8 protein-coding genes are annotated in these 14,183 nt (G+C 45.0%); all 8 read left to right on the forward strand.

Annotated features, from left to right (window positions below; translation table 11 throughout):
• Positions 1 to 50 precede the first annotated feature (50 nt).
• The 8 genes from AAGC78_RS01240 to AAGC78_RS01275 all read left to right on the forward strand — a co-directional run bounded on the left by AAGC78_RS01240 (position 51) and on the right by AAGC78_RS01275 (position 14,171).
• Complete coding sequence (locus AAGC78_RS01240; protein ID WP_435782206.1) at positions 51 to 1,508, forward strand: N-acyl-D-amino-acid deacylase family protein; 1,458 nt, start codon at positions 51 to 53, stop codon at positions 1,506 to 1,508.
• 172 nt (positions 1,509 to 1,680) lie between these two features.
• A complete protein-coding gene (locus tag AAGC78_RS01245) occupies positions 1,681 to 2,070 on the forward strand; it encodes a RidA family protein (RefSeq protein ID WP_435782207.1) in 390 nt (129 codons plus the stop codon).
• Between the two features lie 17 nt (positions 2,071 to 2,087).
• Positions 2,088 to 4,541, forward strand: a complete 2,454-nt coding sequence (locus AAGC78_RS01250; RefSeq protein ID WP_435782208.1) for a beta-N-acetylhexosaminidase — start codon at positions 2,088 to 2,090, stop codon at positions 4,539 to 4,541.
• A gap of 276 nt (positions 4,542 to 4,817) precedes the next feature.
• The gene (locus AAGC78_RS01255; protein ID WP_435782209.1) at positions 4,818 to 5,978 is read left to right on the forward strand and encodes a helix-turn-helix domain-containing protein; all 1,161 of its coding nucleotides are present in this window, start codon (positions 4,818 to 4,820) and stop codon (positions 5,976 to 5,978) included.
• A 136-nt stretch (positions 5,979 to 6,114) separates the two neighbouring features.
• Entirely contained in the window at positions 6,115 to 7,404 is a 1,290-nt protein-coding gene (locus AAGC78_RS01260; protein WP_435782210.1) for a glycosyl hydrolase family 18 protein, read from the forward strand.
• A 1-nt stretch (position 7,405) separates the two neighbouring features.
• Positions 7,406 to 8,965, forward strand: a complete 1,560-nt coding sequence (locus tag AAGC78_RS01265; RefSeq protein WP_435782211.1) for a tryptophan halogenase family protein — start codon at positions 7,406 to 7,408, stop codon at positions 8,963 to 8,965.
• Positions 8,965 to 10,530 (forward strand): tryptophan 7-halogenase, encoded by a 1,566-nt coding sequence (locus AAGC78_RS01270; protein WP_435782212.1) that lies wholly within the window; start codon positions 8,965 to 8,967, stop codon positions 10,528 to 10,530. Before AAGC78_RS01265 ends, AAGC78_RS01270 begins: the two co-directional genes overlap by 1 nt.
• A 350-nt stretch (positions 10,531 to 10,880) precedes the next feature.
• A complete protein-coding gene (locus AAGC78_RS01275) occupies positions 10,881 to 14,171 on the forward strand; it encodes a TonB-dependent receptor (RefSeq protein WP_435782213.1) in 3,291 nt (1,096 codons plus the stop codon).
• Positions 14,172 to 14,183 lie beyond the last annotated feature (12 nt).

A 14,183-nucleotide genomic window follows, 5' to 3' on the forward strand; every position in this document is an offset into this window, starting at 1 on the left:
TTATTGTTAACCAGAATATCTAATTAAAAGCGTGACCGGGGAGCCCTTGGGTGAAGTTTGATTTAATTATTCGCAATGCGCAGATTGTTGATGGCACTGGTGAGCCAGGCTACAGCGCTGACCTCGCCATTAGCGGCGGCAGTATCGCCGCAATCGGTGATTTGTCGGCAGCTGATGCAATCGCAGTGCGCGATGCGCAAGGGTTGGTATTAGCTCCCGGATTTATCGATGTGCATACACACGATGATCTGCAAGTAATTCATGCTCCACAAATGTTACCAAAAATTTCACAGGGAATTACCACTGTTGTGGTTGGCAACTGCGGTATTAGCGCGAGCCCGGTGACGCTGGTTGGTGCGCTGCCAGATCCAATGAATTTGCTTGGCGCACCAGAAGATTTTACCTATGCCGATTTTGCTAGTTATAAATTTGCGGTGAATCAGGCGCAGCCTGCCGTAAATGTAGCGGCGTTAATTGGCCACACTGCATTGCGTAACAATCATATGGATCGCTTGGATCGCGTTGCTGACGAAAATGAAATTGAATTAATGCGTGTGCAGTTGCGCGAATCGTTAAAAGAGGGGGCGCTAGGTTTGTCATCTGGTCTTGCTTATGGTTCTGCAATCGCCAGCACTACAGATGAAGTAAAAAAATTAGCCGAAGTGCTCAATGAAACCGGTGCGGTTTACACCACGCATTTGCGCACTGAGTTTGATGAAATTATTTCTGCTTTGGGCGAAGCTTTTGAAATTGGCGAACACGCCAAAGCGCCAGTAATTGTGTCGCACTTGAAATGTGCGGGCGCAGGTAACTGGGGCCGCAGTGGCGAAGTATTAAATAAACTGGAGCTGGCAGCAGAGCATCATCCGGTTGGTTGTGATTGCTATCCCTACAGCGCAAGTTCTTCGACTTTGGATTTGCAGCAAGTCACCAGTGATTTCGATATTGTGATTACCTGGAGCGAATCGCATCCAGAGCAAGGTGGAAAAAAATTGGCAGACATTGCCAGTGAATGGAATTTGAGTTTGCTGGATGCTGCAAAAAAATTGCAACCAGCAGGAGCGGTTTATCACGGCATGAGTGAACAGGATGTGCAAAAAATTCTTGCACATCCACTAACCATGGTTGGCTCAGATGGTTTGCCAGTTGATCCGCTTCCGCATCCGCGTTTGTGGGGGGCTTTTCCGCGTGTGCTGGGGCATTACAGCCGCGATTTAAAATTATTTAGTTTGCCTGAGGCGATTCGCAAAATGACACGTATGTCTGCTGATCGTTTTGGTTTGGATGATCGCGGGCGCATCGCTGTAGGTGCTGCTGCCGATTTGGTTTTGTTTGACCCGATAAAAGTGAAAGATGCTGCGACGTTTACTCAACCGCAACAATTGGCGGAAGGTATTGAAGCTGTTTGGGTAAATGGCATTTTGAGTTACGCACAAAAAACAGTAACCGGAATGCGCGCGGGAAAATTTTTAGCAAGACAGCGTGATTTGCGAGTTGGGTTTTATTGATAGTTTTTTATCAATCGAATCGTGCAATTTTCTAGCTGGATGAATTCCGGCATTTGTTCGGAGACCGTGCGCAGCATGGATGCTGTGCCCGAGCCTACAGGGATGTATTCACGGCGTGTCTCCGAACAAGTGACGGAGTTCATCCATGGTGCATATCAAATAGGTTTAAAAAATGTCAGAAATAAAGCGTATTGGTGTTGAAGGTGGAAAAGGTACTGGTGGGCAGCATTTGCCATTTGCGCGCGCAGCAGGCGCTGACGGTTGGTTGTTTGTATCCGGTCAAGTTCCAATGGTTAACGGCGAAATTATCGATGGTGGAATTGTTGCGCAATCGCACCAAACCATTAAAAACGTACTCGCTATTCTAGCCGAGGCCGGTTATGGCCCCGAGCATGTTGTGCGCTGTGGTGTATGGCTCGATGATCCGCGTGACTTCATGTCATTCAATCGCGTATTTATGGAATATTTTGGTGCTAATCCTCCGGCGCGTGCATGTGTTGTATCCAGCATGGTAGTGGATTGCAAAGTAGAAGTAGATTGTGTGGCTTACAAAAAACCTTAAATAATTAGAAAACGGTTATGAATAAATACTTATTGTTAATCACCTGCTTGTTCTGTTCAGTTTGGGCAAATGCACAAACTGAACAATTGTCATTGATGCCTTATCCGCAATCGGTAGAGCATCAGCAGGGACAATTAGTATTAGGCGGCACTTTGCATTATGCAGTAGAAGGCAAAAAATCTGCTGCAGTCAAAAGTACGCTGAAGGATTTTAGTGCACGAATTAAAACGCAGGTTGGTACAACTCTCCGCTTGAAAGAGTCGTCAATCGCTAAAGCCCAATTAATTATCCGCATTGAAGATGCAAAACCAATATCTAATCATATTGATGATTGGAATGAGTCTTACCAGCTCAATATCACCGCAACAAAAATAGACCTGAGTGCCAAGCAATTAATGGGCGCGCAGCGTGGATTGGAAACTTTATTGCAGCTGGTTGGTACCGACTCAAAAATTCAATTGCCGTTAGTCACCATTAATGATCATCCGCGCTTTAAATGGCGTGGATTGTTATTGGATACATCACGGCATTTCTTTTCGGTTGCAACTATCAAGCGCCAGATAGATGCAATGGCTGCGGCCAAATACAATATTTTCCACTGGCATATAACGGATGACCAAGGTTGGCGGTTGGAAACAAAAAGCTATCCAAAGCTGCACAAGTTGGCATCTGATGGTGAGTATTACACCCGTAAACAAATCCGCGACGTAGTTGCTTATGCACAAGCGCGTGGAATTCAAGTATTGCCGGAAATTGATATGCCCGGTCACGCCAGTGCTATAGCGGTGGCTTATCCTGAATTGATGTCTGCACCTGGTCCATACGCTATGGAATATCGCTGGGGCGTGCACAAACCGACATTGAATCCGGCCAATGAAAAAGTCTATGAATTTGCCGATGCAATTATTGCTGAAGTGGTCGAATTATTTCCGTTTGAGTATTTGCATATTGGCGGTGATGAAGTTGATCCCGAGCACTGGAATACCAACCCTGCGATTCAATCTTTCATGAAGGAGCAAGGTTTAAAAGATCATCGTGCATTGCAAGCCTATTTTAATCAGCGCTTGCAGAAAATTTTGCAAAAGCATAAGCGCAAAATGATCGGCTGGGATGAGATCCAACACAAAGATTTACCTAAGGATATCGTTATTCATTCATGGCGCGGCCCTGATGGTGTAAGTGATGCGGTCAGTCATGGTTTTCAATCAATATTGTCAACTGGCTATTATTTAGATCAGCCGCAATATGGGTCTTATCACTATCGTAATGATCCAATTCCGCCCAAGCCGGTGGTCGTTGTGGAACTTGCGAATAATGAAACAATTAATAGCTGGCGATTTGAAATGCCGCGCAAACGCGGTAAACCGGTAACGGGAACTTTTACTTTTATCGTCGACGATAAAAATATCAGGCAAGCATTTGTTGATTTCACCGGCAAATCACGCCGCGAAGTGTTGCTCAAGAATTACTCGCAAGAAAACGCGCGTTTTTCAGTGGACACCTGGATGGGGCCAGTTGAGTTTCGCGTGAAATTTTCTGCAAATACTATCTCTGGTGATGCAGTAGTTGGTAATACGCCCTATGTGATTAGCGGCGAAAAAATAATTAATAACTTTTCTTTACCAAAAGCTGAAAAAACAGCAAAAAACTCTTCACAAAAATCCTTACAAGTAGATGCACAAAAACAGTTACCAAAAACCGAGCCTGTGGCCCATTTGAGTGCACAACAAGAGTCATTAATTCTTGGTGGTGAAGCTGCACTTTGGGTTGAGATAGCTGACGAGCAAAGTATTGACCTGCGTTTGTGGCCGCGTGCATTTATTGTCGCAGAAAGGCTCTGGTCGGCGCGGTCTTTGCAAGATGAAAAGAGTATGTATGTGCGGGCAAATTTTATTGAATTGTGGGCGGAAAAATCAGTTGGTTTATTGCATCGTCATCAGCAACTTGTAGCACTGCAAAAGTTAGCTGGTAAAAACGAATTAGCACCAATGAAAATATTTGCCGATTTACTTGAGCCTGCACATTACTACCATCGTCAGCATGAGAAGTCGACTTACGAAACCTATTCCAAAGCCGATCCGCTTAATCGATTGGTGGATGCATTACCCGCAGAGAATGAACAACTGCGACAGTTTAACCAGCGCCTGGATGCGTGGTTAAAAAATCCGCAAATGAATGTGGATTATTATGCGCTTCGTGCCGAGTTTGAACGTTGGACAAGTAATCGAGCCGCGCTGCAACCCGTGTTGGAGTTGCATCCGGAGCTGGTTTCCTTGGCCAACAAAACGGAATTAGTTACTCGCACAAGTTTGGAGCTGCTTGATAAGCGTGTGAAGACATCAACAATCACCCAAAGTGAGCGCATAAAGGTAATGGATTTGATCCGGCAGGCACAAAATATGGATCAGGAATTGGTTGTTGCAGCAGCCTCTTCGTTGGAAAAAATCATGAGTTCGTTTACACAACCCTGATCAATGCTTCGCGCTGGTCGGGAAAATTGTAAATACGATTGACAACGTTGTCCTGCTGGATGTAAGTTGGTAGTGCCAAGAGCTCGATCTTTTGGTTCAGGTGACGAAGAATAATTCAAGGCGCGTAGTGCCAGATAACCCCGGGAGCTGTTGCAAGGTTGGACTCTCAAAAACGCCGTAATCATAACGGCATGAGTCTGCGGCATCAGTAATGGTTATCACTACGTTAAATATAAATACGTTATCTATGATGACCTGCGCTATCGGTAGACTGATATGGTTGAAGTAGCCCTGTTTAATATCAATGATATTCCGCTGTTGTTCAGCGGCTTTCTAGCATTGGTACTTGCTTGCCTGTTGTTTTTTTCCCAACAATCCGGGCGTATCAAACAAATTTATTGGCAGTTTTTAGCGCTTTTCTTTTTCCTGGGTGCACTACGCACTTTCGACACCTTGGTGTATTGGAATATTAATGTGCGCGATACCTTGTCATTGGTATCAGCTAATTTTTTCTTCATATTCGGTTTTGTCTTTTTTTTACAGGGACCATTGTTGTTTTGGTTTACCCGCGCATCCATTTTTCGCGATTTTTCTTTGCGTCGTATTGATGCACTGCATTTATTGCCCGCGGCCTGTTATCCATTTTATATCTATCAGATTTTTCACCGTTTGGCTCCAGAGCAAAAAATTCAGTACGTGCACGACTGGGCCCATGTGATTAGTGATCCTTATTTTGAAGGCTTGATCTGGGTACAGAGGCTGGCACTTTTTGGCTATAGCGCATTGTGCGTCTACCAATTGCATCAGTATCAGCATCATTTGCGTGCGCATCATTGTTTGTTAAATAAGGTTGATGCTCAGTGGTTGAAGTTATTGGTGGTCGGATTTTTTGCGATCAATTGCTGGACCATGTTTACCTTGCTGGATACCCGTTTCCTACAATGGTTAAACCCCAGTTTTTTGGGAGAATTTGAAAGCTTCTCACTGCTGATTTATATGAGTGTGTTGGTGGTGTACCTGTTGAAAAACTCCAATGGTTTTTCCGATATCCAAGTAGAGCACACCATTGCACCAGAGCCTTCACCGGAAGAACCACAGCAGCAATTGGTAGAAAAACTGACTGATTTTATGGAGCACAACAAGCCTTATCTGGAACCGCATATTACGGTTGAGCGCTTGGCAATTAAGTTAAATGTATCGCCCAAATTGTTGTCGTGCACGATCAATAACCAGATGCATATGAATTTTTTTGAGCTGATTGGAACTTACCGTGTTGCAGAAGCAAAGAAGCGTTTGGCGGACTCTGATCTGCGTCAAAAGCCAATTAGCGAGATTATGAAAAGCTGCGGATTTAATAGTAAATCGGTTTTCAATCAGGCTTTTAAGAAAACCGTTGGGGTAACGCCGAGCCATTATCGGCAACAGCATTTGCATTAAGTATGTGCGGCTAAGGTAATACTTTTGGTAGTTCGGGTTTTAGTTTGAGGTTACTGGTAGCGTAGGTTTTGATGGGGCTGGTACTAATTCAGCTTCATTACAAATAGGTGTAATGAGTTAAGCGGTGGAGATACCTGTGATAAACATCAGTAAACATACAACTAGATTATTCGCTCAGCGTCTGGCATTGGTGCTGGGTGGTTTCGCGTTTGCTATTGGCTCAATCCATGTGTGGGCGAATCAAGCTGTTGCCGAAACAAAAGTAATTGGTTATATCGCCAGTTTTACCGATATGAAAGCTGCGATTGATAAAACAGATTTAAGCAAGCTAACCCATATTAATTTGTCTTTCACTAACCCTAACGCCCAGGGAAAATTAGTTGAAAACGGTGTGATGACCTGCATGCCCGGTATGTCTGGTGGTAATGTCAGTGCAGCAGATGTGCGTTATGTTATTAATAAAGCGCAAGCGGCCGGGGTGAAAGTATTGGCATCAGTTGCCGGTGGTGTAATTCCCACTTGTTCAGGTAATTGGGAAACATTATTGCGGCCTGCAAATCGGCAGATGCTGGTCGATAATTTGATTGGCTTTATGGAAGAGTTTGGTCTTGATGGTATCGATGTTGATATCGAAGGTGCCGTACTTACCAGTATTGATAACGCTGGTAACTACACACCATTTATCGAAGCGCTTTCCACTCAATTGGTCGCACGAAAAAAGTTATTGACCTGCGCAACTGCATCTTATGTTGGCGGGATGATTCCAATCTCATCAATTCCGTATTTTGATTTCGTCAACATTATGTCGTATGACGCAATTGGCCCGAGCTGGGGCCAGGCGGGGGTACAGCATTCAACTTATGCAATGGCGCAAGACCATATAGCGATTTGGAAAAGTCGTGGGCTCACTAAAGCGCAATTGGTATTGGGTGTGCCTTTCTACGGCTATGGTTTTGGTTCGTACAAATCTGATTACACTTTTGCCAGCATTCTGGCGGAGTTTGGTGCTGAGGCAGGTAATAACGATCTGATTGGTAACGCTTGCGCAGGTTGCAATTACATCACCTACAACGGATTGCCAACGATCAAAGCAAAAACCAAACTCGCGCTTGAGCAGGGCTCGGGCGTTATGATTTGGGAGCTATCGCAAGATGCGAGCGGTGCTAATAGTTTGTTAAGTGTTATCGATACCGAAATCAAAGCTACATCTCCCACAACTTCATCCTCAGCAACCTCAACTGCAGTTTCATCTGTGGCTGCAAGTTCGGTCGCAGCTGCGGTTTCTTCTGTAGCTGCTTCTTCTGTGGCGACTGATAAAAAATCATCCGGAGGTTCGGGTGCAATAGGTTTGTTGGAAATTTTTATGCTTTCCCTGTTAGTTCTCTCGTTGCAATGTTCTGCATTGGTTCGTACAGGAAATCGTTAAAATGAAACACGACTGCTTACGCAATGTGGTAATCGTTGGAGGAGGCACTGCCGGCTGGATGACAGCGGCAGCGCTTGCAAAATTTTTGCATCCCCAGCAATACCAAATTACGTTAGTAGAGTCGGATGCTATAGGTACAGTGGGGGTAGGTGAAGCCACTGTACCGCATATTCGTTATTTCAATGATGTGCTTGGCATCGATGAAAATGAGTTTATGAAAAAAACCAATGCCACTTACAAATTGGGCATTGAGTTTTCCAATTGGGGGAAATTAGGCGATTCCTATATTCACCCATTTGGCGTGTATGGACTTCCGCACAACGATATCAGTTTCCACCATTATTGGTTGCGCCTGCATCAGCAAGGCGACGCCGGTTCAATTGGAGATTATTCCGTCGGGGTAGTTGCGGCGGCGGCAGAAAAATTTGCTTATCCTTCAAGCGACTCTGGTTCACTCTTTTCTAAATACGGCTATGCATTTCATCTTGATGCAACACTCTACGCGGGATTTTTGCGCGAATACAGCACTGCTCGCGGAGTAAAGCGTATTGAAGGGAAAATTACCAATGTTTGTCAAAGAGCGGATGATGAATTTATTGAATCAGTGCAATTGGTATCCGGTGAAATAATTGCTGGCGATCTATTTATTGATTGCTCGGGTTTCCGTGGCTTATTGATTAGCGATACGTTAAAAACTGAATTCGAAGACTGGAGCCATTGGTTGCCTTGCGATCGTGCTATCGCCGTACCCTCCTCCAGTACAACTGCTCCTTTGCCTTACACCAAAGCTATTGCGCGTACTGCAGGCTGGCAGTGGCGCATTCCTTTACAAAACCGTGTTGGCAATGGGCAAGTCTATTCGAGCAGCTATATCAGCGATGACGAAGTTGCCAATAACCTATTAAGTAGTTTGGATGGCGAGCCTTTAGCAAATTTAAATTATTTGCGCTTTAAGGCTGGTCGCCGTGTTAAATCCTGGAATAAAAACTGTGTTTCAATTGGTTTATCCAGTGGTTTTCTGGAACCTTTGGAATCTACCAGTATTTATCTGATTCAAGTCGCGATCATGAAGCTGGTTGAATTTTTTCCCTATGTTGGTATGGAAGCTGCGAATTGCGATGAATTCAATCGCGAACTAGCAAATGAGTACGAGCGTATCCGCGATTTTTTAATCCTTCATTACCATGCTACCCAGCGCGATGATTCTGCGTTCTGGAATTATTGCCGTACCATGGAAATCCCCGTGAGCCTCGCGACAAAAATAAATTTATTTCGCGAACAAGGTCAAGTTGAGCGTTACCGTCGCGGAATGTTTTTAGAGCCGAGTTGGGTTGCTGTATACATGGGGCAGGGCGTGATTCCCAACAGCTATCACCCATTAGTTGACGCACTTGACTCGACACAATTGCAACAACGTTTGCGCTCTATTCGTGAGTCAATTGTATCCGGTGTGCGCGCAATGCCAAATCATGTGGACAGTATCAAGCGTTATTGTCACGGTGATCGCGCTGAAAAATCCTGGCCACCTGCGGCTATGAGTTTATACGGAGTATTTTCGTAATGAACCTCAACGCGATTAACCGTATTGTGATCCTCGGCGGTGGAATGACCGGCTGGACGGTTGCGGCTGCGTTGGCAAAAGGGCTGCAAGGAATTCAGAAAAGTATTTTATTAATTGATAGTGCCCCGCAAGCCGTATCGGACTTGCAGTGCGAAGCGACGACACCTGCTTGCGTCGCCTTTCATCAGTTTCTCGGTATATCTGAAACGGATTTATTATCGAAAACAGGCAGTAGTTTTCTCTTGGCCACCCAATTTAACGATTGGTCAGACAATCAACAAAATTACTTTCTACCTTTTAACGATCACGGTTTTATGCTTAACCGGATCGAATTTCCACAATATGCAATTAGTCGTTATCTCAGTGGCGCCCCGCTGAATTTTGATGATTTCTCATTGGCGTCAGCAGCAGCGAAAGCTGGCCGTTTCCTCCATCCCTCTAAACAAGAATCTTCGCTGTTTTCAACGTTCAATTATGGCTTGAACTTGAATGTCACCGCCTATACCGATTACCTGCGCGATTTTGCAGTTTGCTCAGGTGTAGAGCATATCTGTGCGGATGTGAGTTCATTTAGTTTGGATGCTGTCGGAAATATTGAATCTATAACGCTGGCTGATTATACGCAATTTGAACAAGCGGCCAGCGCAATTACTAATGGTGTGGTTAGTGGTGATCTCTTTATTGATTGTTCAGGTGTTCAGGCAGCGCTTATCGAAAAAGCACTGAATATTGAGTGGCATTCTGCAGAGAAAAGTTTACCGGTCACCCATGTGCTGAGTCATGTCGGTCCAGTTGCACATACCCAAGCAGTGCCATCTCATCGCATTTTGAAAACGGTTGCATCCGGATGGATGCAGCAAATTTCCACTCAAACCCAAACCGAGCAGCAGTATTTCTATCACCGTAATTTTGTAAATGCTGCGCAAGCTTGTGCTGAACTGGGTGTAGATCCAGCCAATGTGACTATCCAGCAACTCAGTGTTGGCCGTCGGCAATTATTTTGGGCAAAAAATTGTGTTGCGATTGGCGATTCAGCGGGAAATATTGGTGTGCAAGGCGCAGGAAAACTGCATCTGATCCAAAGTGCTGTACTACGCTTAATTAGTTTATTTCCGCAGCAGCTGAGCTCTGTGTTTAATGCAGCTGAATATAACCGGCTTACTCACCTTGAGTATGACCATATCGAAGATTTTCATGTATTGCATAACCAGCTAGCGAGCACACAGAGTTCAGTGTACTGGCAGCAAGTAGCGAGAACGAAATTGTCAGATCGCTTATTGCATAAGCTGGAGTTATTTAAGCTGCGCGGATTGATTGCATTTTATGAAGGAGAAACATTTTCTCCTGGCGTGTGGACATCGTTATTACTTGGCAATGGTTTTTGGCCACAAAATTATGATCCGTTGATTCGCAATATGGACTCTGGCTGGATTGAACAGCAATTGGGCAAGATGAAAAACATGATTCATTCCGCTGCTGAGTCAATGCCATTGCAAGCTGATTATTTGAATCAGAAAAAATATAGTTTTTTTCAATCGACGCGTATTGCGGCGATTGCTAATTAGTCATGTGAACCATAACGCATGAAGTAAAGAACATTGGTTATTGCTGCACGTGGATCCAAAAGATCTGTGGTTAATAACTCTTGTAATAGCACCTGTTTGCAGTAGGGTTTTTCGCGCAAAGTTCGACTTTTGGTAAAAGAGAGTCCTATTTTTTGTGGCGTATAGAATCACTAAATGGTGGGTGTTAAATTCGGACATTGTTCCGTCTTAAAAAAAAGAGGAGTGGTGGTGCTTTGTCGCCGTTTTTTGCGAGCGCAAAGCAGATGGAGTCTTCATTGAGATGCGTGCAGCAATATACCGCTATCGTTTCAATGGGTTTAATACGAGAGAAAACAACTAAGGGGTTGGATATGTTTAAAAGTAAAAACAACATGACAGAAATGTCAGGCAAAGGATTTAAAAAATCCTTGCTTGCAGTATCAATTATGGCGCTGAGCGTGCCGACGTTTGCACAAACCGCTCCGCAATCCGAGAATCTTGAAGAAGTTGTTGTTACCGGTATGCGTACCAGTATCAACAGCGCACAAGAAATTAAACGTAACGCAGATACCGTAAAAGACGTTATCACTGCAGCAGATATTGGTGCGCTGCCGGATAAATCTGTTACTGAAGCATTGCAACGTGTTCCTGGTGTAACCATTGAGCGTTTTGCATCATCCGATGACCCCAAGCACTATGCTGATGAAGGTACTGGTGTATTGGTTCGTGGTCTGGACCGTGTGCGTTCAGAAGTTAACGGTCGTGATGCATTCAGTGCTAACCCATGGGGTGGCCTGAGCTATGAAGATTTCCCGGCAGAATTGTTAGGTGCAGTAGAGGTTGTTAAAAACCAAACTGCTGACCTGATTTCTGGTGGTATCGCGGGTACTGTTAACCTGGTTACCCGTAAGCCGTTCGATTCGGATGAGCGTATATTGTCTTTCAGTGCAAAGGCAAATTACGGTGATTTCCGTGAAGATGTTACTCCTTCTTTCTCTGCGCTTTTTGCCGACAACTGGGAAACCAGTGCGGGTAAATTTGGCTTCTTGATTGCTGGTTCCCAATCAGAATTCCACACACGTGGTGATGGCGTTGGTTTGGGTAACTTCCACTCGCGTGGGCCAGTTCCATACTCATATGACGTATGGGGAACTCCAACACCAGGCCTTGTCTTCCAAGACTCTGAAGGTCGACCAATGTACGATGGCCCATGTGTACCAAATGCTCAAACTTGGGGCGCTGGTTGTGGTGTAACCGCAAATGAGATCACTGAAGAAGAAGCAGCTAATTATGTTCCGCCATTTGAGGGTGGTCCACTGACAGGTCAGCCTGATGGTGTGACTTATTACACCCCGGCTCAAATTCACATGAGCACTGCTCAAAATGATCGTGAACGTACTGGTTTCACTACCTCGCTGCAATGGGCTAATACTGATGAGACTATCACCGCAACTTTGGAGCACATTAACTCCAAAGCATCTTTGGAATGGCAGGAGCGTCGCGTAGGTCATGCAGCCCAAGGCTTTAAAGGTTTTATGGCTGATTCTCACGATTGGATAGATCGTTCCGCAGATGGCTATGAGCGCACTTTTGACGAAAATGGATTTTTAACATCAGGTGTTGGTATCAGTAATAGTATCGAGGTGCCACTCTTCTACATCACGCGTTGGAATTACAACGAAAATACCGTGGAAGATACATCGTTTAATTTAAAGCTGACTCCTAATGATGCTTTAACCGTTAAGCTGGATTATCAACACATTGATTCAGAAAAAGTGGTGCATAACTACAACATGTCAGGCCAGACTCGCGGCGGTAAGGGTGTTCTGGGAACCCTGTTGCCTTACTACCTGGACTTGCGTGGCGATAAGCCCACTATTGAGTTCTTGAGTGACACTGACTTTACCGGTTGGATTGGTGAGCCATCGGCGCTGCAGCCAGAAGTATTTATCGGCTCTGGTATGCAACAAGAAGAGCTCAATAACGCCAAAGGCGACAGCTTCAAAATTGATGTTGAATATGCGTTGGATGGTGTATTTACCGCTGTTAAAAGTGGTGTTTATGTCACCGATAAAACGCTCACTGTGCGTGATACCGAATATGCAGGTTGGTCTCCGATTTCTACCGCTTGGGTGAATGAGCAGCGTGTTGCCTCAGCTGCTGCAAACCGTCCAGAGTTGTATGACCGAGTTGATTTCTCTGATTACTACGAAGGTAAGGTTTTGAAGGGCGGTGTACAGAGCTTCCTGTTCCCAGGTCTTGATCTGGTGAAAAACTATGCCAAATCTTTACGTGAAGGTTGTGCTGCTGGTTGGTCTACTGTGGGTGACGCCAATGGTAACGCCGCTGATGCTAGTGGTGGTTGTGCTATTCCTTACGAGGATATGGAGGGGCGCAATAGCCACTTCGCCGATTATGACGTAAGTGAAACAAATGAAAAGCGCACCGAGTTTTATGTTCGTGGAGACTTTGAGTTTGCAGATCTTGCTGTGCCTGTTAAAGGTAACGTCGGTCTGCGTTATGTAAACTACAAACTGGAATCAAGCGGCTACATGGTGATGCCATCAGAATCAAGCCGTGGTAGCGCACAAACCGCTGCATTCTTGCAAGCGCAGTACCCAAGCATTTATGCGTTGGCCAATGGTAGCTCGCAAGCGAGCACGGTTGATGGTACTGATTACAATACAGTGCTGCCGAGTCTTAACCTAACGTTCGGTGTTGCTGATGACGTAGTAGTTCGTTTTGGCGCTTCCCAAGGGTTGTTCTATCCTGATTTGCTGCAAACCCGCAACCGCGCAATTATTGGTTTGACTGTTGATTCGAAGCTGCAGGATGAATCTTTGCCAGCAGATGAAACCACCAACCCGGTTATCGGTATTGATAGCGTTGCTCTCGATGCATCAGCCAGCAACCCATACCTGGAGCCTGAAGAGTCAATCAATCTGGATTTGACTACCGAATGGTATTTTGCTCAAGCTGGTTCGTTGAGTGTTGGTTTGTTCCAAAAAGAATTGGACAACATTATTCGCAACAGACAATTTGATTTGGCTATCCAAAACGGTGGTGCCGAGGATGTCGTTTCTGCTTACGGCCCAGCTAACACTGGCTCGGGTACGATTCGTGGTGTGGAATTCTCTTACTCCCAATTCTACGATATGTTGCCAGGCGCCTGGAGTGGCTTAGGTCTGCAGTTTAACTATACCTACATCGATCAAAATGGTTTGCAAGATCCTAACGGCGCAGTAGCACCAAGCACCAGATTTAACGCAGCCGGGGAACAAGTGATTGATGAGCGCAATACATTCCGTGTATTCAGCGGTTTGCCATTGCAAGGTTACTCTGATCAGAACATGAACATTGTTGGTATGTACGAATATGAGGATATCTCGCTCCGTTTGGCATACACTTGGCGTTCAGAGTACCTGACGACTACGCGTGAATCAGAAGATTTCTCACCGGTTTTCGTTAAGTCTGGAGGTATGATGGATGCAAGTTTGTACTACACCATCAACGAAAATTTGAAAGTTGGTGTTGAAGGTACCAACCTTCTGAAGTCCGAGACTGAAACTGAGTACCAATTGAATCAGGAAGGTGATAGAACCAAGGCTTTGAGTTTTGTGACCGACCGTATGTTCGCACTGAGCCTTCGCGCAAATTTCTAATTCGCAACTTGA

The sequence above is a fragment of the Cellvibrio sp. genome (assembly GCF_039207905.1).
Taxonomy (GTDB): Bacteria; Pseudomonadota; Gammaproteobacteria; order Pseudomonadales; family Cellvibrionaceae; genus Cellvibrio.